Here is a 24,066-nt window from a genome sequence, read left to right as displayed (position 1 = left end):
CCACATGCGCAAGACGACCGCTCTGCGGGCGGCCGCGGCCGCGACCGCCGCACTGCTCACCGCGACCGCCTGTAGCAGCCAGCGAGGTCAGGACGCCCAGGACACCGCCGCCGGTGGCGCGTGCAAGGGCCAGCAGACCACCGGCATCACCGACAAGACCATCAAGCTGGGTGGGATCTACCCGCTGTCGGGACCTGCCTCCGCGTACGGCACGATCAGCAAGGGCGTGGCCGCCTACTTCAGTTACGTCAACGACAAGGGCGGCATAGACGGCCGCAAGGTCGAGTTCGTCGTCCGCGACGACGGCTACCAGCCGCCCAAGGCGGTCGAGGAGGCCCGCAGACTCGTCGAGCAGGAAAAGGTCTTCGCGGTGTTCCAGACCCTGGGCACCCCGTCCACGGCAGCCGTGTGGGACTACCTCAACAAGCAGAAGGTGCCGCAGCCCTTCGTCGCCACGGGTGCCTCCGCCTGGGGCACGGGTGATCAGCACCCCTGGACCATCGGCTGGCAGCCCAACTACGTGGCCGAGGCACGCGTGTACGCCAAGTACCTGAAGGACGCGAGGCCCAAGGCCAAGGTCGCGGTCCTCTATCAGAACGACGACTTCGGCAAGGACCTGCTCGGCGGGTTCAAGAAGGCCGTCGCCGACAGCGGCGTCAAGGTGGTCGCCGAGGAGAGCTACGAGGTCACCGACCCCTCCGTGTCGGCACAGATGGCGAGCCTCGCACGCTCCAAAGCGGACGTGCTGCTGGATGTCGCCACCCCCAAGTTCGGCAGCCAGGCCCTCGCCGCCGACGCCAAGAACACCAAGTGGAACCCGCTGCACATCGTGAACAACGTGGCCTCGTCCGCCGCCGTGCTCAAGCCGGTCGGGTTCAAGAACGTCCAAGGCGTGGTCTCGGCCACCTACTTCAAGGACCCCGCCGACCCGCAGTGGGCCGCCGACCCGGAGATGAAGGCGTACAAGGACGCGCTGCACACGTACGCACCCGACGCCGACCCGGCCAACCAGTTCAACGCCTACGGCTGGGCCGTCGCCTCCAGCCTGCACCAGGCCCTGGAGGCGATGAAGTGCCCGACCAGGGAAGGACTGCGGGACGCGGTGCGCAGCCTGAAGGACGTGAAGGTGGGCATGCTGCTGCCCGGGGTCACCATGTCCACCGGCCACGATGACGCCTTCCCGCTGGAGACGATGCAGCTGATGCGGTTCAAGGGCGAGCGGTGGCAGCTGTTCGGCAAGCCGGTCGACACCCGCAAGGAGTTCGGCCCGGCGGCGAAGTGAGCCGGCGAGGGCGGTCCGCATCGATGCCCCGATACCTGGGGACCGCGCTCGCCCCGTCACCGGAGCCCGGAGCCGTGCGTGCCTGCCGGTACGTGGACGATCCGACGTCCGCCGGACACGGCGGCGCCGGACCGGGCCGCCGGCTGCGGCGGCGGAGGTGGTCGCTGTCCGGTGGACGCGAAGGAGTCACACCAGGCGCGGTGCCGCTGACAGCGGGCCGACGGGCCTGCCGTGATCCCGCGCGCGAGCCGCGGCCGCGCGCGCGGCCCCACGGGGTTCACTAGGCTTAGGTGTATCTGCGGGTCAGCCGGCGGTGGAGATGCGGATGACGGAGCTCAGCGCAAGCCACGACGATCCGTTCGCCCCGCGCCTCGCGGTCCTGGCGGTGCTCGACGACCGTGGTGCCGTGGTCGGATGGAACCGGCGGGCCGAGGAACTGCTCGGCCATCCGGGCGCAGCCGTGATCGATCGTCCGGCCTTCGAGGTCCTCGTCGATCCGCGCGATCTGCCGGCCGTCAGGGAGGCCGTGGCGAGTTGCCGGAGAGCCGGCGGCTGGTCCGGGGTGCTCAAGGTGCGGCACCGCGACGGACGGTTTGTGGAAATGGGGCTCAGGGCCCAGACGTTCTCCCGCGACGGCCGGGTCCGTGAGTGGCTTGTCGCCGGGGCACCTGCGGCCGACGTCCTGGACTGGCAAAGGGACCGCGCGCTTCTCGACGGGTTGTACCACCAGTGTCCGATCGGCCTGGTCGTCCACGGCCCCGACCTGAAAGTTCTCCGGGTCAACCGGGCTGTCGAACGCTTCTCCGGCGTCCCGGCAGCAGATTTTCGAGGTCTGCCGACCGGCTACATGCTCCTTCCCGACGACGCGCGCAGGGCCGTGGATCGTGTGCGTCAGGTGATGGAGACCGGCAGACCGTTGATCTACTCCGAGCAGTTCGCTCGCCTCGAATCGGATCCGGCACGAGAGCGGGTCGCCTTGGTCTCGGCCTTCCGGATGGAGGATCACTCCGGCCGCGTCCTGGGCGTGGCCGAGATGATCGAGGACATCACCGAGCGCCATCGGGCCCAGCGTCGGCTCGCGCTCCTCGACCAGGCCGGCAGCCGTATCGGAACCACGCTTGACGTGGCGGAGACCGCCCGGGAACTCGCCGAGGTGATGGTGCCGCACCTCGCCGACCATGCGTCGGTGGACCTGCTTGAGCCGGTCACATGCGGCGAGGAGCCGGCTCGGGCACCGGCGGGACCTTTGGTTCGAGTGGGGGCCTGCGGCATCGGAGCCCAGCAACCCGGCCCGCCCCACGGCCAGGGCGCGCCGGTGGAGTTCGCACCCGACACACCCCAGTCGAGATGCCTGGCCGAAGGGCGGCCCGTCCTGGAACCGGTTCTGTCGTCCGACTCGTTCTCGACCGAAAGCCGCCAGGGGACCCACGCCCCGGACCTGGGCGCCCACTCGCTGATCGTGGTACCTCTCGCCGCACGTGGCCTGGTGCTGGGTGTGCTGACCCTGTGGCGTTCGAGCCGCCCCGATCCCTTCGAGGCGGACGATCTCATCCTCGCGCAGGAACTCGGCTCGCGCGCCGCCGTCGCCATCGACAACGCCCGGCGCTTCACCCAGCAGCAGCAGACCGCGTTCACCCTGCAAAGCAGCCTTCTGCCCCGGGCGGTCCCGGACCAGCCAGCCGTCGAGGTGGCCCTGCGGTACCTGCCGGCCAGCGCGGCCCCGGGCCTGGGCGGCGACTGGTTCGACGTCATTCCCCTGTCCGGGGCTCGGGTCGCCCTCGTCGTCGGCGACGTCGTGGGACGCGGCATCCACGCCGCTGCCACGATGGGCCGGCTGCGTACCGCCGTACACACGCTCGCCAGCCTCGACCTGGAACCGGACGAGGTTCTCTCCCGCCTGGACGACCTGGTCACCCTGCTGGCGGCCGAACAGGAAGCATTCGGCGAACGGCCCGTGGGCGAGCAGGTCGTCGGCGCCACCTGCCTGTATGCCGTGTACGACCCTGTCTCCCGGCGGTGCTCCGTGGCCCGCGCCGGCCACCCGCCGCCGGTGGTGACCGGTCCGGATGGACAGGCGGCCCTGCTCGACCTGCCCGCAGGCCCACCTCTCGGCCTGGGCGGCCTGCCGTTCGAGGCCCGGGAGATCGACCTGGCCGCGGGAAGCCTGCTGTGTCTGTACACCAACGGAATCATCGGCGAACGCAACGTCGACGCAGACATCGGCCTGAGCAAGCTGTGCGCAGCGCTCACCCGCCCTGCGGACGAGCTGGAACGGACATGCCAAGCCGTGGTCGACTCGCTCGTGCCCGCACACCCCAGCGACGACATCGCGTTGCTGATCGCCCGCACCCGCATGCTGCCACCGGAGGATGTGGCCTCCTGGCAGTTGACGCTGGAGCCTGTCGGCGCCGCCCGGGCTCGGGCATTGACCTCGGCCAAACTGACCGAATGGGGCCTGGAGCACTTGGCGTTCAGCACCGAGCTGATCGCCAGCGAACTGGTCACCAACGCTTACCGTTACGCCAGTGGCCCTGCGACCCTGCGGCTGATCCGTGAACGGTTTCTGGTGTGCGAGGTCAGCGACACCAGCCACACCGCACCCCACCTGCGCCGCGCCCGTACCACCGACGAGGGCGGGCGTGGCCTGTTCCTGGTGGCCCAGATGGCCGAACGCTGGGGCACTCGCTACACCCGCGAAGGCAAAACGGTGTGGACCGAGCAGCCAATGGCCGGCACGGTCACCTGACCGTCGCAGGCCATAGCGGTCGCCGACTCACACAGCGGCGCGCGTGTCGGCATACGGCTGCCACGGGGCCCCGTGCCGGGCCTTCGGCCCCTGGGCGCACTGCGGCGGCGGGAGCGAGGCCGCCTGCCCGGTCCGCCCCCGCCACCTTGGTCATTCGGCTGCGGCCAGCAGACGTGCCTCGCTCTCCTCGTACAGCCGTCGGCTCTCCCGGCTGTCAGCGCCGCGGCGCCGGTGGTCCAGACGACTGCCCAGCCAGCCCGCCAGGTAACCGAACGGGATGGAGACCAGTCCGGTGGACTGCATCGGGAACCAGTGGAAGTCGGCGGTCGGGAAGACGGCGGACGGCGTGCCCGAGACGGCCTTGGAGAAGACCATCAGCACCAGCGCGCAGGCCGCGCCGCCATAGAGGGTGGCGAGCAGGCCGGTGCGCGTGAATCCTCTCCAGAACAGGGAGTAGGTCAGCGCGGGAGCCACCGCGGATGCCCCGATGCAGACGGCCAGAGTGGTCAGCACGCCGACGTCCCATTTTTGGACCAGGGTGGCGAGCCCGATGGCCACGGTTCCCACGGCCACGCTCGTCCACGCCGCCACCGTCATCTCCGTATGCGGCTCCGCCTGTCCCCGTCGCGCCGCATGGGCGAACAGGTCGTGGGCGAGCGACGAGGCCGCGGCCAGGGTCATCCCCGCGACCGAGGACAGCAGAGTGATGAACACCATTCCCGCCACGGCCGAGTAGAGAATCGTCGCACCCACGGAGGCGGGGGCCCCGCCGAGCACCTGCGACAGCATGAGCACCGAGGTCCTGCCATGCGGGTCGGCCGCGATGATGGACCGCGACCCCACCAGGGCCGCCGCGCCCGTACCCAAGATGATCACGAGCAGGCAGAAGGTGGTGACCGTGCCGACGGCCCACGACATGGAGCGACGCACGGCCGGTACGTCCTGCGCGGAGAACAGACGCATGGTGATGTGGGGCAGGCAGGCCACGCCGAGGACCACGGTGATCTGGAGACCGACGAAGTCCAGCCGGTCGCCGGCCGAGGTGCCCAACTGAAGGCCCTGCTGAAGGAAGGCGGGGCCCGTGCCGCTGCCGTGCTGGGCGGCCCTGAGCAGGTCTCCGGGGTTCCAGCCGAACCGGTGCAGGACCAGGGCGGCGACGACGACGCTGGTACCGAGCAGGATGACGATCTTGATCATCTGAAGGAGCGCGGTTCCCCGCATACCGCCGAGCGCCGCGTAAATGATCATCAGGCTGCCGACGATGACGATGCATGCCGTCCTGGCGCCCGCCCCGTGCGGGATGTTCAGGATGAAGGTGAGCAGCGACCCGGCCCCGGAGAGCTGGACGACCAGGAAGGGCAGGGTCGCCGAAAGCGTCACGACGCAGGAAGCGATCCGCACGGCCCGCCCGGGCATGGTGCGGGCCAGGACGTCGCCCATGGTGAACCTGCCGGCGTTGCGCAGAGGTTCGGCCAGCAGGAACATCAGCAGCACCAGAGACAAGGCGGTGCTGACCGTGAGGACATAGCCGTCGTATCCGGCGAGCGCGATGATGCCGCTGGTACTCAGCACTGTGGCCGCGGAGATGTAGTCGCCCGCGATGGCCAGGCCGTTCTTGAGCGGGGTGAGCGAAAGGTAGCCGGTGTAGAAGTTCGTCAGGTCGTCACGGTCCGGTCCCGTCATCACGCACATCAGCAGCGTGACGGTGACCAGGGCGGTGAAGAGGACGAGGACGGTGGCCTGCGACCCGGAGTCGGTCATCTCGCCACCCCCGCGGACCCGCCGGCCGCCCGCTCCCTGACGGCCCGGGCCAACGGGTCCACCGAGCGCTGTGCGCTGCGCCCGTACGAAAAGACCGCCGCGAAGGTGACGACGAGCTGAAGGATCCCCAGGGCCATTCCCAGGCTCAGCTCTCCGGTGATCCTGGCCCCCATCAGCTCCGGTGCGTAGCAGGACAGCACGACGTACACCACGAAGGAGCCGAGCGCAGTGAACGTGGAGACCCGGCGGAGCACGCGGTAGGCGGAGCGGAGGGCGGCGAGGTCGGCGCCGTGCCCATGTGTCTCGTGCGCGTACGGTTCCTGCCGGGCGGCTTGCCCGTACCAGTCGTACGGAGAGTCGTCGTATCCGGACGGGGCGGGCTCCTGCCCCGGACCCCGCCCGTACTGCTCGTACCGAGGGGCGTGGCCGTACTGCTCGTACCGAGGGGCGTGGCCGTACGGCTCGGTCCGCGGCTGCGGCCATTCCGGCTGCGGATACCGCTCGTCATCGGGATATGTCATCGCGTGGCCTTCCGGTGCGGCTCGGATCCTTGGGGGCGGCTGGTGGAGAAAGGTGCGCGCACCATACCGACTGGTTGGAATGCTGGGCGAGCCTGCGGGGAGTCACGTTTTGGGCTCGACGTGGCCTCCGGCGGGCGGCGTCCATCGACGGCTCGACGGCCTGCGAAGCGTAGACGGGTGACGGGTGGAGCGGCCTATGGCGCATATCACGGCAATCGACGTACCTACTGGTCGGTATGGTCAGGGGTAGCCGCAACGACAGGAGGCGCGATGTCTGCGAACCAACCGCCAGATCCGACTGGCAGCCCGCCCCGTGGGCGAGGTCGAACCGGATGACTGGGAGCACTGTGCGGGGCCCGTCGACGAACCGGGCCAGGGCCGGTTCGCGGGCCGCACGCGCGTCATCTCCCTGGACCCGGCGATGCGGGGCTGGCTGGACGACCGTCCCTCCTACCTGCCGCCGGTGGGCATGTGACGTGATGCGCGCCGGATCGGTCATCGAGGTCACCGCCTCCAACCACCCCGACTTCCAGCCGGGTGATCACGCGGTCGGAATGTTCGGCGTCCAGGAGCACGTGGTCTCCGACGGCAAGGGCGCCATGAAGATCGACACCTCCCTCGCCCCGCCCTCGACGTATCTGGGCGCACTGGGCATGCCCGGGATGACCGCCTACTTCGGCCTGCTGGACGTCGGGGCGTTGAAGGACGGCGAGACCGTCGTGGTGTCGGGGGCAGCCGGCGCGGTCGGTACCATCGCGGGTCAGATCGCGAAGGCCAAGGGCTGCCGGGTGGTGGGTATCGCCGGTGGGCCGGAGAAGTGCGCGTTGCTCACCGGCGAACTGGGATTCGACGCGGCGATCGACTACCGCGCCGACGACGTCAGGAAGGCGCTGCGCCGGCACGCCCCCGACGGCATCGACGTCTACTTCGACAACGTGGGCGGCGACATCCTCGACGCTGCCCTGACCCGGCTGGCGATGCACGCGCGCGTCGTGGTCTGCGGTGCGATCAGTCAGTACAACAACGCCACCCCGGTCAAGGGCCCCTCGAACTACCTGACACTGCTGGTGCGCCGCGCACGGATGGAGGGATTCGTCGTCTTCGACCATGCCGAGCGCTATCCACAGGCCGCGCAGGACATCTCCGCCTGGATCGCCGACGGCCGCATCAAGGTCAAGGAACACGTCGTGAGAGGGAGCGTGGACGACTTCCCCGAGACGCTGCAGATGCTCTTCCGCGGCGAGAACGTCGGCAAGCTCGTCTTGGAGCTGGCATGACGGCCGCCGGGAGCGGGGCCGCGCTTTAACGGTCGGCGAGGCCACTGCAGTGGCCTCGCAGCAGTTTGACTCTCTGCAGCGGTCAGCAGGTCGGGCCGCTCGCCCTGGTCGGCCTCGGCCTGGAGGCCCATTGCCACAGGGCTTCCTTGTGGATGCCCAGGTCCCGGACGGCGTGCGAGAAGGGGCGGCCTGAGGTCCTCACCTCGCGGACGGCTCGCTCACGCAACTCGTCGGGGTACTTCCAAGGCCGCGTAGTCAAGGCGAGTTCACGGTTGTCAACGCCCCGGAGACGGGGTCGTGCCGGCAGCCGGACGTTTTCACTCGTCGTCAAGCGCGTGGAAGCCGCGGGCGATCCTGTGGAGGATGCCCTCGTGGACCCACCGGCCGAGTTCGGCACGTAGTCCGCGTGTGTCGTCCAAGCCGATCCCCCGGGCGATCTCGCAGGCGCGCCAGGAACGTGCCGGGTCGGTCCGCATCAACTGCAGCGTCCGGTCACGTCGACCCACCGGGGTCTGTTGACTCTGGTCCACGGTGATGGTCACGTCGCTGATGCGGGCCGCAGCCGAGGACCTGGGCCTGGTCCGGCGGTGACGCGTACCGGGAGATCGGGCACTTGACGCGGCGCGGGGCGATTCGCGGCCGACGCGACGGCAGCAGGTTCTCCGGAACAGCCTGTCCGATCCGGCCTGGTTCTCCGTCAGGCAGCACGCCTGCAGCGGCGATGACCTGGTCCTTGGCGGCTTCCAGGGCGACGGTGAACGAGGTGCGGTCGGGTCGGTTCCGGGCCTGGGGTCGGCAAGCTCCGCCATGGTCCGAGGCGCAGCCTGATAGGCGGCCAGGTGTGCTCATAGCTCCTGCTGGACACCGGCCGGTCCTGGGAGCGCAGCAACAGTCCGGTCTGCAGCGTGTGACGCAGGGAGTGGAAGGCCGACTCGATCTCCCAGCGTTCGTGGTGGAGCGCGGCCAGTCCGGCGGCGGGATGGCGGCAGTTATCGAGGAGGGTGTGGCCTGTCCCTGCAGCCGCAGTCCTTGGGCGGTGGTTACGGCGATATGCGCGTCGATGGTGCGCAGCCCGACCCCGTTGATCCGTGTCAGACACGTTCCGTCGGGCAGCGGCGCCCAGCGGGCCGGGGTGCGGGCCCCTTTGAGCCGGAGCAGCAGCTGGGCGGGCGACCGACCCCGATCGGTGGGCCATCTCGACCATGTCCGAGGGCCTTTGACTCCCCGTGGCCGCAAGGCCGGCCGACAGTGGGTGGGGTCCGTGGGCTCATGACCCGCGCGCAGCGTCGACGACACCGTCCAGCGCGCGCGTCGGACCCACCGCGACGGCGGCGCTGCGCCGCTTTCCAGCTGCCCGTTGAGCGTGACCGCACCGTCGTGGACGGCGACTTCGGAGATCCGGGGGCTGAGCCGGAGCGCGTCGGCGAACACCTCACGTTGCACGGCCTGCCAGATCTCCTCGGCGGAGCGCAGGAAGACCTGGAGCAGGTCGCGGCGGGTGACGATGTCGACGAGCCGGTCTTTTTCGTCGACCACCGGGAGTCGTTCGATGCCGTGTCGCGTCATCGGCCGGGCGGCCTCGGGCAGGGCCGCCTCCGCGGGACCGTCACGGCGGGCGCCGACACCAGCCCGCCGGCGGTGCGCGCCTGGAACAGGCAACCCCACTGCTGACGGTGAGTCAGGTAAGGGCTGTGGAACCACTCTGAGGGCCCTCTGTTTCAGCGGTGTGTGCCGTATCACGCCCTTCAAGGACCACCCAAGTTGTCTTAGTCACAGCGGAAATGTCCCTTTGGCGTCCATGCTCGACCTGGACAGCGACTCCCGAAGTGGAGCCCATCGGCATGGGCGCGAAGTTCCAAAGCGGCCCATGACGCAGCCCTCGTGACGTTCCTCCTTGTTCCCCTGGAAAGGTGCCCATCATGGCCGCTTACCTCTGTCCTCCTGCCGTGATACACGGCGAGCACGCCGTGGAGACCAGCCAGATCGTGGCGGAGGTGCGCGACCGGCACCCGCATGCGGCGTGGGCGCCGAGGATCGACGGCATCGCGGCCAGTACGGGCATCGAGACCCGCGGGTGGATGCTGCCGCTGGAGACCGCCGTCGCGCCCGGCGACGGCAGCGGCCTGCAGGCTGTCGGCATCCGGACCGCCCAAGAGGCGCTGGCACGCGACGGGTTCACCCAGCAGGACGTGGACCGCGTGATCGCCGCCCTCGAGGCGATACCCGCGCCGCAGACCGTCCAGGAGCGCACCGCGCCGGCCTGGGAGGCCGTGCAGTCCTACGGGGAGCGTGCGGCGCGCGGGGCCCTGCAGATCGCCGGGCTGGACGCCGCAGACATCGACTGCCTGATCACCAGTCACTCCACCACCCCGGCGCTGCCCGGTCTGGACATCGCCCTGGCCAACAAACTTGCGCTCCGCAACGACGTGATGCTGCTGCCGGCCACGCAGTGGGCCTGTGTCGCGGGGACCCGCTCCCTGGCCCTGGCGGCTGATCTCGTGGCCGCGGACCCCGATCGGGTGGTCCTGGTCGTGATCGCGGAGGCGCTGAGCACGACCTACCAGCCCGCGGACGACAGCCTCGAGTCCCTGATCGTCCGGTTGCTGTTCGCGGACACCGCGGTCGCCGCGGTGGTCACGGGCCGCCCGAGGCGCGAGTCGGTGCTGCGGCTGGACGCGGCCTGGCACCACACCGTGCCCGACACCCAAGACCTGCACTGCCTGGAAACGCGGGCGGACGGCACCCACTTCGTGATGGACCGGCGCGGGCCGCGCGCCGTACAGGAGACGGTCACCGCGATGTGGGAGTGGCTGCGCGTCCGTTACCAGGACGACCCCGACTCCTGGCACCCCGACGTGCTGCTCGCGCACCCCGGAGGGACCCGGGTGCTGGAGTACATGGAGCAGACGATGCCCGACGCGTGGCCGTCCGGGCTGCTGGACTACAGCCGGGACAGCTACACCAGCGGCAACCGCGGAGGCGCCGCCGTGTTCGACATCCTGAGGCGGGCGCACGACGCCGGACAGAAGTCGGGCAGTCGCGCCGTCCTGTACGCGGCGGCACCGGGCCTCACCGCCACCGCCCTGGAAGGGGAGTGGCTGTAGCGCGAGCCCGCGCCACCCGTAGCAGCGAACGGGCCGCCCGCATCACCGGTCACGCCACCGGTACCGCTGAGCGCCGTCCGTAGTGTCGGTGGCGCCGGCTGACGCGCACGCCCCCCTGCCCTCGCCGCGCGCGTACGCCCGGCCGCGCCCCGCCCCGCGGCCGCGTCATCTTGCGACTTCCGCCCAGACCACCTTGCCGGTGTCCGTCCACCGCACCCCCCACCGGGTGGTGAGCCGGTGCACGATGTGCAGGCCACGCCCGCCGTCGTCGAGGAGGCCGCCCCGGCTCAGACGCGGCCTGCCGTTGCCGGTGTCGCCCACCTCGCACAGCAGGCCGTGACCACCACCGGCCCTGATCAGTCGTATCGTGATGGGACCGGCGGCAAAGCGCACCGCGTTCGTGACCAGCTCGCTGACCAGCAGCGGCACGTCGTCCTGCGTGTCGCTCCTGGTGTCCCATTGCCGCAGCAGTGCGGAGACGTGCGCGCGGGCACGGGCGGGCGCGTCGTCGCGAGCGGGTAGCCGCCAGGTCGCGGTGTCCCCCTTTTGGTAGCCGATCATGCGCGCGAGCAGCAGGGTCACGTCGTCGCGCTGGCGCACGGGCGCCAGCGCGGAGACGACGTGCCGTGCGGCCTGATGCAGGGCATCCCAGGGGTGCACCGTGGACACGGCATCCGCCAGCCTGCTGATGCCCTCGTCGATCGACAGGGCCGGATCCTCCACCAGGCCGTCGGTGTAGAGGGCGAGCAGGGAGCCCGGGGGTGCGCTGAACGTGTGCACGTCGAACGGCTCCCGCAGCGCGAACTCGGCGCCCAGGCCGGGGTGAGGGCGGACCGCGAGCGGGCCTGCGCGCCCGTTTGGAAGCACCAGGACGGGAGGGAGGTGGCCCGCGCTGGAGAGCGCCACGTCGCGGCTGACCGGGTCGTAGAGGGCGATGCAGCAGGTAGAGCCGAGGGCGCTGTAGCCGGCCGCCAGCCCCGACTCCGCGTCGTCCAGCAGCGTCACGGTCTCGTCCAGGTGCTCCAGCACCTCGTCGGGTGCCAGCCCCGCGGACAGCAGTGCGCGGGCCTCCATGCTCAGCTGGCCCATGGTTGCCGCGGCTCCCAGGCCGTGCCCGACGACGTCACCGACTACCAGCGCGGTACGGCCGTCCGGCAGCGGAAAGCTGTTCACCCAGTCGCCGCCGACGCCCGCGCTGTCGGGGGTGGCGGGCTGGTAGACGCTGGCGATCTCAATGGTGTGGCCGCCGGTCCGGGGCAGCAGCCGGCGCTGCAACGCCAGCACCTGCGTGTGCTCGCGCTGGTGTTGACGGGCCAGGTCGACGTGATGGGCGGTCCTGGCCACCAGTTCCTGCAGGTCGAACAACTCGCTGTCGCGGAAGGGGCAGTCCGCCCGTCGCCAGACCTCCGCCACGCCCAGCACGACGGGTGGCGCGCCGTCCAGGACCAGCGGTACGCACGCCACACTCGCCGACCGGTCACCGGGCACCAGGGCACGTATCACTCGCTGACTGCCAAGTAGCCGCTCGACCGCCTCCCGGTCGGGTATGACGATGGGCTGCGGGGCATCGTCCCGCCGTACCGCCTGTGCCAGCAGGCGACTCGCGTCGCTCGGAAGTTCGCCGCCCGGAGTCACGTAACCCTCGGGCCACGCCCGGTCCGGCACCAGGGCTGCCCGCCGTAGCCGGATGCGCCCGTGCGCCTGCTCGGTGACTCCCTCGCCCGTCCACACGGCGAAGTCGAGGTCGACGGCGGCCACGTCTCCCCAAGCCAGCAGGGACTCCGCCAGCGACTGCGCGGTCTCGCCGATGTCCAGCGAGGTGCCGATCGCGGTCTCGGCGGCGTACAGGTGCAGCCTCCTGGCCATGGCGATCACGGAGACGGTCAAGCCCTCCTGAGGCGGCGCGGCGGGCAGGATGCTCAGCGAGACCACCAGCTCCGACCCGTCGCCGCGCCGCAGGCGCTGGATCCGGGCGACGTGCGCCTCACCGATCTCCAGGACCTGCCGCAACCGCCGTGTGACCGTCGGTACGTCCCCGGCGGGCAGGAGATCGGCGAAACGACTCCCGGCCACGGCGTCCAGACCCGCGAATACGGGGGCGTCCAGATTGCTGCGGGTGATTCTCAGATCCCTGTTCAGGATGACCACGCCGAGAATCTGATCCTGACGGTCGGCTGCCGGGTTGTCGGGTACGCGTTGGCTGGTGGCGCGGTCGCCCCGCGCGTTCGCAGGACCGGCCGCCGCTGCCGCTCCGCCGCGCGGGATGTAGCGCCCCAGGGCGCTGCTGACCTGGTCAAACGGCGAAGAGGACGAGGGGGAGGGTGTGGAGTCCATGCGGCTCCCTCAGCAATCCCCGGCGCAGCGCCGGGGCTGCACTCGGACCCGTGCGTCGGGGCACCGAGATCCCTGACCGCACACCTCATTGAATAACACCGGGGGTCGCTTCGCCCACACCAGCGGATCGCGCGGTGAACGCTGACCATGAGGGAATGCCGCGGCCGGTGGGGCCGTGCTCCGCCTTGCCGGGGGCGTCGCCCGCCAGGATGCGACGACCGCCGCAGGACCACCGGGGGCCGGCGCCGACGGTGATGGCCAGTCCGAGTTCGCTGCAGAGGCGCGCACAGGAGCAGCATGATCAGGCCGCCCTCGAGCGCGTCGCCGCGCAGCCAGTCGGCCTTGGCTTCCTGGGATCTCCTGGAGGGCTTGCGGAATCCGGCCAATATTGATCAGGGCGTGGCCCCGGGACTGAGCGCGTTCGTCTCGTGCAGTCCGGCCGGTGACCCGGTCGGTTTCGCGTCGAGCAGGTCACGGACCTCCCGGTACAGCGGATGGTCCACCAGTACGGAGATGAGGTAGTCGAGGAGGGCGGCGGTTTGCTCGATGGGGAACAGCGGCGCGTCGTGCAGGTGGCGGTCCAGCCGGAGCAGGGTGCGCATGCCGGTGTCGAGGTCTGTGAGCGGCGGCCCTGTCCGCAGGGCAGGTACCTGCTCATCGGCTCCCACATTTTCGTGCCTCTCGACGACCAGGCAGCCAGGGACGCCGCGTCTGCCCGTCGACGATGAGGGGGTGCTTGCTGCCCGGACGTGCTCGGTCGACCGGGCTGGGACCGCTTTTGGGCCCCGCCGGGCAGCCCGCACGTGCGAGGAGTCGATCACCGCCCGGGACCGGTCCAGTTTGTCCTTCGGCCGCAGCTTCTCCAGCAGCACCACATTCAACTGCACCCAGACTCTGGCCTAGTTCCTTGCCGCCAGGCGCCGCCAGCAGGTCGTCCCCGAGCCGAAGCCGAGTTCCTGGGGCAGGTACTCCCACTGGATGCCGGTGTGCAGGACGAAGAGGATCCCGCACAACGCCTGCGGGTCCGGCACTCGAGGTCTGTCCTCGACCAGGTTCGGCGCTGGCACGGGCAGCAACGGCTCGATGAGCGACCACAGTTCATCCGACACGATCCACGGCCGCGACTGGCGTTCACATTCGCGGCGAAGTTATCGAAGCGGGCCTGGCAGAAGCTGTCCGAGACGAGCGGGAGGCAACGGCCTTCGGCTGGCAGGTGGATCTTCGTGGTCCGTCCGCCGCGGGAGCGTCTTAGGGAGTGGTGGTGCGGCCGGCGTGCTGGTGAGTGCGCTCGATCGTGGAGTCCACGGCGACGAGCCGGTCGAGGTCGACCTCGGCGTCTGCCTGCGCGAGCAGAGCGGTGAAGATCCCTTCCTGCGTGCCGTCGATCATTCGCACCCGCACCCCACTGCCCCGTGCTCACCGCCAAGTTCCGCCGGACTGGCCCCAGTTGGTAGCGCAGAACGCCACGGGGTTGTCGCCCCGGTGCCGACAGACCGGAGAAACCCCGTCATCACAGGTCACAGCACGTCTTCGCCGTCAAGGCACCCGCAGACGGTCACCGAACCCTGGATCCAGCTTCAAATCTTGAGCACAAATTACACACACCCCTCTCTTCAGACGGGCCCCGATGGTCTAGATTGACCGTGCTTCACATGCCGGGACACGAGGCGACAAATCGTGATCTATAGGTCAGACGCTGCGCACAGCCAGTTGCTGCGTCGCTGCTGTCAGTCGTGGGGGTGGTCAGTTCTCGGAGCCCGAGAGGGGGCTTTGGACGCGGGGAGCACCTGAGGTTTCGACGGGTTCCAGCGCACCTCGAGAATCTGGCAGGGCATGTGAGTCCGCTGCCGCCAGGGTGGGTTGTTCAAGTAGCGCTGAAGCAGCAGGGATGTCATGCGCTGGAGGCGAGTGCCTCCCGGAGGGAGGAACAGTGCGGCGCGGGGAGGCGGGGGCCTCCCGAGGGGGACGAACTGTGCGGGGGGTGGGGACCTCCCGGGGGGAGGGGCAGTGTTGGGCGACCACGTCGTACCACTGGGGACCGGGGGGGTTCTGTGCGACAGGGGGGATTAGTCGGCCCGTTTCCGTCGGCGCACGGGCGTCTGGCGGACGGAGCAATCAGCCGGCCGACGAGCGGCTGGGAACAGCGGTACCGCCGTACCGTGATCACCAGCGATACCGTGGTCACCGCCTTGGTGGTGGCGGCGATCGGCAACTTCTTCGGGGCCCGGGACGCGGCCAACTGGCACGAGAAGTGGGGAATACTCGCATTCGGCACAGAGCTGCTGGTGCTGGGAGCGCTTGCGGTGAGCCGGTCGTGGGCTCCGGCCGTGCTCGGCCAGGGCGCCGAGGAATTCCGCCGGCTCGGACGCTCACTGTTCACCGCGACCGTCGTACTGGCGCTCGGCGGGATCGCCCTCACCTCGCGCAACATCAAGCTCTGGATCTTCGTCGCGATCCCAGCGATCGCGCTCGTCACGATGACCGCGCGGTATCTGCTCCGTCTCTCGCTGCACAAGCAGCGGAAGGAAGGGCAGTGCCTTAGACCGGTGCTTGCCGCCGGGAGCCCGGACACCGTGCGCGACTTGATATCCCGAACCCGCAAGTTCCCGCACCTCGGATGGCGCGTGGACGGAGTGTGCACGACGGACGGGATCGACGGTGACGAACTGGACGGAGTGCCGGTCGTCGGCCGACTGACGGACGTCGCCAAGTACGTCGATCACGACGGCTACCGGGTCGTCGCCGTCACGCCGGACGTGTACTGGACTCCGGAGCGGCTGCAGCGGCTGGCCTGGAACCTCGAAGGCAGCGACGCCGAGATGGTCGTGGCCCCCGTGCTGATGGAGGTGGCCGGCCCGCGGCTGCACGTCGACGCGGTGCTCGGGATCCCGCTGCTGCGGGTCAGCATGCCGACCTTCACCGGGGGCCGCCGGGCGATCAAGGGGGTCGTCGATCGGGTGGGCGCGGCGATCCTGCTGATGCTGTTCGCGCCGCTGATGCTGCTCGTCGGACTGCTGGTGCTGGTGGACAGCCGGGGCGGGGTGTTCTACCGCCAGCGAAGGGTCGGCAAGGACGGCCACGAGTTCACCATTCTCAAGTTCCGCACCATGGTCACCGGGGCCCATGGGGCACGTGCCGCACTGGCCGACCGCAACGAGGGTTCGGGGCTGCTGTTCAAGCTCCGCCGGGATCCGCGGGTGACCCGGGTGGGAGCAGTGCTGCGCCGGTACTCGCTCGACGAGCTCCCGCAGCTTTTCAACGTGCTCACCGGATCGATGTCGCTCGTCGGTCCGCGGCCTCCGTTACCGGAGGAGTCCGCCGCGTACGGCCCGGACATCCGGCGGCGGCTGCTCGTCAAGCCCGGACTCACCGGCCTGTGGCAGATCAGCGGGCGCAGCGACCTGCCGTGGGAGGAGGCCGTCCGCCTTGACCTTCGGTACGTGGAGGACTGGTCGCTCGCCCTCGACACGGTGATCTTGTGGAAGACGCTGCGCGCGGTGCTCCAAGGGCAGGGGGCCTACTGATGCGCGGGGGGCGTTGTCCGGCCGACGTGCGGACCGCAGGCCAAAAGGGCCTGCCTGGGGGGAGGAACGGATCATGAGAGTCAGCGTTCTGGGGCTCGGCTACGTGGGCTGCGTGTCGGCCGCATGCCTGGCCGGCCAAGGCCACGAGGTCATCGGGGTGGACGTGAACCAGGCGAAGGTCGACCTGGTCAACGACGGCAAGGCCCCGGTGGTCGAGGAGCGGATCGGCGAGCTCATCGCCGAGGTCGTGCGGTCCGGAGCATTACGCGCCACCGACGACGTACGCGAGGCGATCATGGGCAGTGACGTGTCGCTGGTCTGCGTGGGCACACCGTCGGAGCCCAACGGCAGCCTGTGCACCACGTACTTGGAGCGGGTCACCGAGCAGATCGGCGCCGCGCTGGCGGACCGCAGTGGGCGCAGTGGCCGGCACACGGTCGTGTTCCGCAGCACCATGCTCCCGGGCACCTGCATGAACCTGCTGGTACCGATCCTGGAGAAGTACGTCGGCGGCACGGCCGGGGTGGACGTCGGGGTCGCGGTCAACCCGGAGTTCCTGCGCGAGGGCACGAGCGTGCGGGACTTCTTCGACCCGCCCAAGACGGTCATCGGCGAGCTCGACCCGGCGAGCGGCGACGCGGTGGCGGCGCTGTACGAGGGCCTGCCCGGCGAGGTGTTCCGGGTGCCGGTACCGACGGCCGAGGCCATCAAGTACGCGGACAACGCCTTCCACGGCCTCAAGATCGGCTTCGCGAACGAGCTGGGCGCGGTGTGCCAGGCACTCGGGGTCGACTCGCACCAGGTGATGGATGTGTTCCTGGCCGACCGCAAGCTGAACATCAGCCCCGCCTATCTGCGGCCCGGCTTCGCCTTCGGCGGCTCCTGCCTGCCCAAGGACCTGCGCAGCCTGGTCCACGCGGCGCAGCGGGCCGACGTCTCGGTGCCCATCCTCTCCCACGTGCTGCCCTCCAACTCCGACCATCTGCAGCGTGCGGTGGACCTGGTCGAGCGCACCGGAAAGCGGCGGGTGGGCCTGTTCGGCCTTTCCTTCAAACCCGGCACCGACGACCTCCGCGAGAGCCCGCTCGTCGAACTGGCGGAGAGGCTCTTCGGCAAGGGGTACGACCTCAAGATCTATGACGCCAACGTGAGCCTCTCCCGGCTGATCGGCGCGAACCGCGAGTACATCGAGACCCGGCTGCCGCACCTCGCGCAGCTGCTCGCGGACTCCGTCGACGAGGTGCTCGACCACGCCGAGGTCTGCCTGGTCGGGACCAAAGATCCGGCCGTCCTTTCGGCGCTGCCGCACGGCGGCAGCCCGGTGATCGTCGACCTCATCCGCCTTCCCGACGCCGAGACGCGCCGAGCCGAACCGGGGTACATGGGCCTTGCTTGGTAACAGATCGTTTGATGACATAGCCGGCGGCCACGGCTCGGGCCGGCGCGCGCTGATCCTGGTGGAGAACCTGTCGGTGCCGTTCGACCGGCGGGTGTGGCAGGAGTGCACGACGCTGCGCGACGCGGGCTGGGAGGTGCACGTCATCTGCCCCCGTGGGGAGAAGCGGGACACGGAACCGGAGGCGTTGATCGACGGGGTGCGCATCCACCGCTATCCGTTGCGCGCCGCCACCGGAGGACCGGCCGGCTACCTGCGGGAGTACGGAACGGCGCTGTGGCACACGGCCCGGCTGGCCCGCAAGGTCGGCCCGGTCCACGTCGTCCACGCCTGCAACCCGCCCGACCTGCTGTTCCTGTCGGCCCGGTGGCTGCAGCGGCGCGGCGCACGGTTCGTCTTCGACCAGCACGACCTGGTACCCGAGCTGTACCTGTCCCGGTTCGACCGCGGCAAGGACCTGCTCTACCGCGCCGTGTGCGCGCTGGAACGGCGGACCTACCGGGCCGCGGACATCGTGCTGGCCACGAACGAGAGCTACCGGGACGTCGCGGTGAGCCGTGGCGGCCGGCGCCCCGAGGACGTCTTCGTGGTGCGCAGCGCGCCCCAGATCGAGCGGTTCCAACCGGTACCGCCCGAGACGGAGTTGAAGCGCGGCAAACCTCATCTGCTGTGCTACCTCGGCGTCATGGGCCCGCAGGACGGCGTCGACTACGCTCTGCGCGCCCTCGCAAAGCTGCGCGACGAGTTCGGGCGGACCGACTGGCACGCGGTGTTCGTCGGCTCCGGCGACGCCTTCGACGCGATGGTGGAGCTGTCGCGGCAGCTCGGGCTCACGGACCAGGTGCAGTTCACCGGGCGCATTCCGGACGCCGACCTGGTGCGCTACCTGTCCACCGCGGACGTGTGCCTCTCTCCCGACCCGCGCAATCCGCTCAACGACGTGTCGACCATGAACAAGGTCCTGGAGTACATGGCCATGGGCCGGCCGATCGTCTCCTTCGACCTGAAGGAGGCGCGCGTCTCCGCCGGCGACGCCGCCGTCTACGCGCCGGCCAACGACGAGGCCCAGTTCGCCAAGCTCATCACGGTGTTGCTGGACGATCCGGAGAAGCGGGCCCGGATGGGCAAGATCGGCCAGGAGCGAATCGGCGGGCAGCTTTCCTGGAGCAACTCGCAGGCATCGCTGCTCGCCGCCTACGCCGCCGCGTGCCGGGACCGCAGTGCGGTGTCGGCGAGCGGTCCGGTGCGCACAAGGAAGAAGAGGCAGCGCAGTTGAACGAAGACACCATCCGCCTCGTCACGATCGGGCGGATACTCCGCCGGCGGTGGCGGCTTCTGGCCGTCCTCGCCGTGGTGGGCGCACTATTCGGCTACGGCACCTCGGTGCTGGTGTTCCCGCCGCGATACACCGCGTCGGCGCCGGTACTGCTGCCGGGCATCTGGGAGGAGCGCGAGCTGCTCACCCAGGTGGACATCGCCACCAGTTCGGCAGTGGTCGGCCGCGCGGCCGCCGCTCTCCACTGGACCGGCGTCAGCGACACCGAGCTGCGGGACAACGTGAGCGCCAAGGCCGCCGACGGGAACATCATCACGATCTCCGGTACGGCCGACACCCCGGAGCGCGCGCAGCGGCTCGCCGACCGGGTGGCCCAGCAGTTCGTGCAGTTCGCCGCGCAGGTCGCGGGCAGCGGCACCGACTCCGCGGCGGCCGCGGAGACCGAGGCGCTGCGGAAGCAGGTGGCAGACACCAACCGCCGCATCAGCAAACTGGCCAAGGCTGCCGATCCGGGACAGACCGTGGAGAGCGTGCAGACCCGCACCGCGCTCGAGAACCTGCGCACCTCGCTGGAGGCGGCCATGAAGAAACTCGACGAGGCCGGCCCGGCGAGCAACAAAGCAGGCATGGTCGTCATGGGGTCGGCCGCACGGCCGACCGGCGAGGCGCCGCCGACGAGGATTCAGCTCATCGTCGGCGGGGCGCTGCTGTTCTTCCTGCTCGCGGTCATCGGCCATCTCGTCGCAGCACGGATGAACCGCCGACTGCGCACCGAACCGGAGATCGCCGCGGCGCTGGGCTCGACGCTCCTCGGCACCGTCGACGTGCCCGGTGAACGGCGCGCGCACCCGCCGGCAGGCGGGGGCCCACGAGCCCGGATCGGCCGACTCCTCGGCACCGACACACCGTGGGACACACCGGCCCCGCAGAAGTCCGGCGACGAGGCCGGCAGACGGCTCCGCTACCGGCGGGTGTGCGCTCGCCTCCGGGAGCAGCTGCCGGCTCCCCGGCGGCTGCTGGTCGTCGTACCGGACGGAGACGAGATCGCCCGCCGGGCCGCCGGACAGCTCGCCGCCGAGGCCAAGGGCGATCCGCAGCTGCGGGTGGTGGAGGTGTCGGTGGACCGGCCGATGGTGCCGGACCACGACACCGAGTCGGGCGCCCTGGTGGTTCTCAGCCCGGGCAGCTGGACCGCGGAGGAGCTCACCGGCATCGCCGAGGCGTGCGCGGACGGCAGGCACGAGGTCGTCGGCGTCGTCGTGGCCGGCACGGTCGAGGCCCAGCCCACGCGCTCTGCCGACCAGCTTCCGGACGACGCCACTCCGACGTTCGCGGTGCCCGGCCACGTGCGGGGAGGTTCAGCGTGACGACCAGCACGACTTCGAAATCGCCGGTCGACGCGCCGCTCCTCGACCTGCAGGCGCTGGTGGTGTCGGTGCGCAGGCGCCGCCGCCTGTGGAGCGCAATGGCACTCCTCGGCCTGCTGGCCGGCGCGGCGGTGGCGGTCCTGATGCCGCCGGCGCCGAGCGCGATGACCAAGGTGCTGGTCGCGCACGCGGAGGACCAGCCGAACGACACCGGAACACTGATCCGTACCGACGTCGCGGTGCTGCAGACCACACGGGTCGCCGACATGGCCCTGAAGTCCCTCAAGTCCCCGGAAAGACCGGAGGACTTCATGCGGGACTACCGGGGTACCGGCCTGACCAACAACCTGCTGCAGATCGATGTGACCGGCGACAGCGAAGCGGAAGCGGTGGCCCGGGCCAAGGCGCTGGCCGACGCGTTCGTCACGGACCATGTGACGCGGATGCAGGAAACCGCGAAGGCCGAGGCCAAGGCCCTGCTCGACCAGCGTGACCGCACGCGGGACGAGCTCGCCCAGGTCAACAAGGAGATCGGAGACCGGTCGCCGGACAGCGACCCGACAGCGTCGGCGAGCATCGAGTCGCTCTTCGCCCGCCGGGCCGAACTCAACTCGCGGATAGCCGACTTCGACCAGCGTGCCGCGGACGCGCGTACCGGCACGCCCAGCGTCATCGCCGGCACGCAGATCGTGGACGCCGCGCGCGCGGTGCGGCACTCCCTGCCCAAGGCCGCGGTCACCGACGCCGCGATCGGGCTCGTCCTCGGCCTCTTCCTCGGGCTCGCGCTTGCCGCGGTCGGCGTCGTGGTGGCGGACCGCCCGGTGCTGCGCCGGGACATCGCGGCGAACCTGGGCGCTTCCGTCATCGCGGAGCTGCCCCGCCGGTCGGGCAGGCCGTGGCAGCGCCGACGAACCCGCAAGGCACGCGAACGGCTCACCGCGTCCCTGGCCCGCACCGTGCGCGGCTCCGCGGAACCGGTGTCGCTGCTGGAACTGGGCTGCGCGCGCAGCACGAGCGTGATCGCTCTGAACGTTGCCCGAGCACTGTCGGCCGAGGGGGCCGTGGCCGTCATCGACGGTCTGCCCGGCCCGCAGCTCTCCGGCCGCCGCCAGAAACCAGGAGACCCCACCGTGGTCAGCGGCGAGCAGGCCGCGGCCGTACCGGATCAGGGGCACCTGATCGGCGTCGGCTCGGTCGCACCCGGCACCGCGTGGACCGACCTCCAGTACCTCGGCACCCAGACCGTGCTCGTCGTGCGTGCCGGGCACGGCAGCGCCGCATGGCTGCACACCGTGGCGCGGCAGCTCGCGGACCAGCGCATTCCGGTGATCGGTGTGGTGCTGATCGACCCCGATCCGCGTGACCGGACCGACGGCACGCTGTGGGACGGGCTGCACACCGCGCTGCGCGGCCAGAACGAGCGGCTGGCCCGACAGAACGGGACAGGCCGGCGGCGGGCTGAGCGGCTGCCGATCTGGGCGGCACGGGTCCCGGACAGCGACCAGGAGGTGCGGTAGCACATGTGTGGCATCGCAGGCACTTACCGATGGCCGGACGGGAAGGCCGTGGCCGACCGGCTCACCGAGACCCTCGCCCACCGCGGTCCGGACGGGGCGGGCCGGTACAGCCACCCCGTCGGTGACGGCGAAGTGCACCTCGGGCACCGTCGGCTGGCCATCATCGACCTGTCCGAGACCGGTGCCCAGCCGATGGTCTCGGACGGCCTCGTCCTGACGTACAACGGCGAGCTGTACAACGCTCCCGAGCTGCGTGCCGAACTGTCGGCCGCCGGGGTGCGCTTCCGCGGTACCTCGGACACCGAGGTGCTCCTGGAGGCCTGGCGGCGCTGGGGCACGGACTGCCTGCCCCGCCTCCGCGGCATGTTCGCGTTCGGGATCTTCGACGAGCGCACCGGCGAACTGGTGCTGGCCCGCGACCAGTTGGGCATCAAGCCGCTGTTCCTGCTCCGGCGCGGCGAGGGCCTGGTGTTCGCCTCCGAGCTCAAGGCGTTCGCCGCCGCGACCGGCGGGAAGCTGGAGGTGGACCACGCGGCGCTGGTGGCCTCGCTGCTGTACTACTGGGTGCCGGACTCGCGGTGCGCGTTCCGGGAAGCGGAGAAGCTGCCGCCGGGGACCTGGCTGCGGTGCCGGCCCGACGGCCGGGTGCAGCGCGGCCGGTTCTGGAACCTGAAGGACGTCGCCGCCGAGGGCCGGGAACGAGCCCGGAGCGGCGAACAGCCGGACTTGGCAGCCATCGTCGAGGAGTCGACCCGGCGGCACCTGCTCTCCGACGTACCCGTGGCGACCTTCCTGTCCGGCGGGCTCGACTCCAGCTACCTGACCGCACTGGCGGCCCGCGACCGGCCCGGGATCTCCGCCTACACGATCGGGTTCCGCGCCGAGGACGCCAAGTTCGAGGCGATGCCGGACGACCTGCGCTATGCCCGGCAGGTGGCCGAGCGGTTCGGCGTCGACCTGCACGAGATCGAGATCGCCCCGAACGTACTCGACCTGCTGCCGCAGATGACGTACCACCTGGACGAGCCGATCGGCGACCCCGCCGCGATCAACACCTTCCTGATCTGCTCGGCCGCCCGGGAGGCCGGGGTCAAGGTGATGCTCTCGGGGATGGGCGCCGACGAACTGTTCGCCGGGTACCGCAAACACCTGGCCAACCTCCTTGCCCTGCGCTACCAGCGCGTCCCGCGGCCGCTGCGCCGAGGGGTGTCCGCGGCCGTGGACCGGTTGCCGGTCGCCACCTCCCGCCGGGGGTTCCGGTCGGTGCGCTTCGCGAAGCGGTTCCTCTCCTTCGCCGATCTGCCGGAGGAGACCGCGTTCCGGCGCAGCTACACCATGTACGACCAGGACGAACTGCTCGCCCTGGTCGATCCGGACCTGGCCGGCACGGTCGACGACGTGCTCACCGAGCATGCGGACATCTACCAGGACAACGACCTCGACGACTTCGTCAACCGCATGTGCCTGGGCGACGCCCGGATGTTCCTGCCGGGCCTGAACCTCGCCTACACGGACCGCTCCAGCATGGCCGCGTCGACCGAGGTGCGGGTGCCGTACGTGGACGTCGAGGTGGTCAAGGCGGCGTTCGCCGTGCCCGGCGATCGCAAGATCGTCGGACGGCAGGGCAAGGCCGTACTCAAGGAGGCGGCCACCTCGATCCTGCCCCGCGAGATCGTGTACCGGCCCAAGGGCCTGTTCAGCGCCCCGCTGCGGGCCTGGATGAGCCGGGATCTGGCACCGCTGGTGCGCGAGGTGGTCAACGACGGCGAGCTCGTCCGCTCCGGGATCCTGCGCCGCGACGCGCTGGCCCGGATGGTCGCCGAGGACGCCGCCGGGCAGCAGGACTTCTCCAAGCATCTGTGGCACGTACTGACGCTCGAGTACTGGTATCGCGACGCGACCTCCGGGTCCGGCCAGAGCACTCGCTCGGCGGCGTAGAAGACGGCGAAGACGGCGTAGAA

Annotated in this window: 17 protein-coding genes and 2 pseudogenes; 11 read left to right on the top strand and 8 right to left on the bottom strand. The window is 70.4% G+C overall.

The window, feature by feature from the left end; translation table 11 throughout:
• The first annotated feature begins 4 nt into the window (after positions 1–4).
• Positions 5–1,282, top strand: a complete 1,278-nt coding sequence (locus tag ABZX90_RS39080) for an ABC transporter substrate-binding protein (RefSeq protein WP_351134788.1) — start codon at positions 5–7, stop codon at positions 1,280–1,282.
• Positions 1,283–1,607: 325 nt separating this feature from the next.
• A complete protein-coding gene (locus tag ABZX90_RS39075; protein ID WP_355213081.1) occupies positions 1,608–4,028 on the top strand; it encodes a SpoIIE family protein phosphatase in 2,421 nt (806 codons plus the stop codon).
• Between the two features lie 150 nt (positions 4,029–4,178).
• On the opposite strand, the gene ABZX90_RS39070 is transcribed toward ABZX90_RS39075, so the two are convergent.
• On the bottom strand, positions 4,179–5,789 hold the full coding sequence (locus ABZX90_RS39070; RefSeq protein ID WP_351134792.1) for a cation acetate symporter: 1,611 nt from the start codon (positions 5,787–5,789) through the stop codon (positions 4,179–4,181).
• Positions 5,786–6,310: a DUF485 domain-containing protein gene (locus ABZX90_RS39065; protein ID WP_355213079.1), complete on the bottom strand. Its 525-nt coding sequence runs from the start codon at positions 6,308–6,310 to the stop codon at positions 5,786–5,788. The genes ABZX90_RS39070 and ABZX90_RS39065 overlap by 4 nt, the downstream gene beginning before the upstream one ends.
• A 313-nt stretch (positions 6,311–6,623) precedes the next feature.
• Here ABZX90_RS39065 and ABZX90_RS39060 point away from each other — a divergent pair, with 313 nt between their 5' ends.
• Together ABZX90_RS39060 and ABZX90_RS39055 are read left to right on the top strand one after the other, a co-directional pair.
• Positions 6,624–6,785 carry a hypothetical protein gene (locus ABZX90_RS39060; RefSeq protein WP_355213077.1) on the top strand — a complete coding sequence of 54 codons (162 nt, stop codon included), beginning with the start codon at positions 6,624–6,626 and terminating at the stop codon, positions 6,783–6,785.
• A gap of 4 nt (positions 6,786–6,789) precedes the next feature.
• Positions 6,790–7,587 carry an NADP-dependent oxidoreductase gene (locus ABZX90_RS39055; protein ID WP_351134798.1) on the top strand — a complete coding sequence of 266 codons (798 nt, stop codon included), beginning with the start codon at positions 6,790–6,792 and terminating at the stop codon, positions 7,585–7,587.
• An 82-nt stretch (positions 7,588–7,669) separates the two neighbouring features.
• Here the strand turns inward: ABZX90_RS39055 and ABZX90_RS39050 are convergent, their stop codons facing one another.
• Both ABZX90_RS39050 and ABZX90_RS39045 read right to left on the bottom strand, forming a co-directional pair.
• On the bottom strand, positions 7,670–7,984 hold the full coding sequence (locus tag ABZX90_RS39050) for a transposase (RefSeq protein ID WP_351134800.1): 315 nt from the start codon (positions 7,982–7,984) through the stop codon (positions 7,670–7,672).
• Positions 7,908–8,760: pseudogene (locus ABZX90_RS39045) on the bottom strand (IS4 family transposase); the annotation flags it as partial. The pseudogene ABZX90_RS39045 and the gene ABZX90_RS39050, both read right to left, overlap by 77 nt.
• Positions 8,761–9,506: 746 nt before the next feature.
• On the opposite strand from ABZX90_RS39045, the gene ABZX90_RS39040 reads away from it, so the two are divergent.
• A complete protein-coding gene (locus tag ABZX90_RS39040) occupies positions 9,507–10,691 on the top strand; it encodes a type III polyketide synthase (protein ID WP_351134802.1) in 1,185 nt (394 codons plus the stop codon).
• Positions 10,692–10,856: 165 nt separating this feature from the next.
• On the opposite strand, the gene ABZX90_RS39035 is transcribed toward ABZX90_RS39040, so the two are convergent.
• The 4 genes and pseudogenes from ABZX90_RS39035 to ABZX90_RS39020 form a co-directional block, all read right to left on the bottom strand.
• Positions 10,857–13,025 carry a SpoIIE family protein phosphatase gene (locus tag ABZX90_RS39035; RefSeq protein WP_351134804.1) on the bottom strand — a complete coding sequence of 723 codons (2,169 nt, stop codon included), beginning with the start codon at positions 13,023–13,025 and terminating at the stop codon, positions 10,857–10,859.
• A 392-nt stretch (positions 13,026–13,417) separates the two neighbouring features.
• The gene (locus ABZX90_RS39030) at positions 13,418–13,627 is read right to left on the bottom strand and encodes a hypothetical protein (RefSeq protein ID WP_355213074.1); all 210 of its coding nucleotides are present in this window, start codon (positions 13,625–13,627) and stop codon (positions 13,418–13,420) included.
• Between the two features lie 115 nt (positions 13,628–13,742).
• A pseudogene (locus ABZX90_RS39025) lies at positions 13,743–14,137 on the bottom strand (transposase); the annotation flags it as partial.
• Positions 14,138–14,273: 136 nt separating this feature from the next.
• Positions 14,274–14,414, bottom strand: a complete 141-nt coding sequence (locus ABZX90_RS39020; protein ID WP_355213072.1) for a hypothetical protein — start codon at positions 14,412–14,414, stop codon at positions 14,274–14,276.
• 662 nt (positions 14,415–15,076) lie between these two features.
• On the opposite strand from ABZX90_RS39020, the gene ABZX90_RS39015 reads away from it, so the two are divergent.
• The 6 genes from ABZX90_RS39015 (at position 15,077) to asnB (ending at position 24,043) form a co-directional block, all read left to right on the top strand.
• Complete coding sequence (locus ABZX90_RS39015; protein ID WP_355213070.1) at positions 15,077–16,549, top strand: sugar transferase; 1,473 nt, start codon at positions 15,077–15,079, stop codon at positions 16,547–16,549.
• 73 nt (positions 16,550–16,622) lie between these two features.
• Positions 16,623–17,948, top strand: a complete 1,326-nt coding sequence (locus tag ABZX90_RS39010; RefSeq protein WP_355213068.1) for a nucleotide sugar dehydrogenase — start codon at positions 16,623–16,625, stop codon at positions 17,946–17,948.
• The gene (locus ABZX90_RS39005; RefSeq protein ID WP_351134053.1) at positions 17,938–19,221 is read left to right on the top strand and encodes a glycosyltransferase family 4 protein; all 1,284 of its coding nucleotides are present in this window, start codon (positions 17,938–17,940) and stop codon (positions 19,219–19,221) included. Before ABZX90_RS39010 ends, ABZX90_RS39005 begins: the two co-directional genes overlap by 11 nt.
• Positions 19,218–20,588 (top strand): Wzz/FepE/Etk N-terminal domain-containing protein, encoded by a 1,371-nt coding sequence (locus tag ABZX90_RS39000; protein WP_355213066.1) that lies wholly within the window; start codon positions 19,218–19,220, stop codon positions 20,586–20,588. The genes ABZX90_RS39005 and ABZX90_RS39000 overlap by 4 nt, the downstream gene beginning before the upstream one ends.
• Positions 20,585–22,105, top strand: a complete 1,521-nt coding sequence (locus ABZX90_RS38995; RefSeq protein ID WP_355213064.1) for a Wzz/FepE/Etk N-terminal domain-containing protein — start codon at positions 20,585–20,587, stop codon at positions 22,103–22,105. Before ABZX90_RS39000 ends, ABZX90_RS38995 begins: the two co-directional genes overlap by 4 nt.
• 3 nt (positions 22,106–22,108) lie before the next feature.
• Complete coding sequence (gene asnB, locus ABZX90_RS38990) at positions 22,109–24,043, top strand: asparagine synthase (glutamine-hydrolyzing) (protein WP_355213062.1); 1,935 nt, start codon at positions 22,109–22,111, stop codon at positions 24,041–24,043.
• Positions 24,044–24,066: the final 23 nt, after the last annotated feature.

It is taken from the genome of Streptomyces sp. NPDC002935 (assembly GCF_040611295.1).
GTDB lineage: Bacteria > Actinomycetota > Actinomycetes > Streptomycetales > Streptomycetaceae > Streptomyces.
Note: the sequence above shows the minus strand (reverse complement) of the source record. Positions and strands in the feature narration are given on the sequence as shown.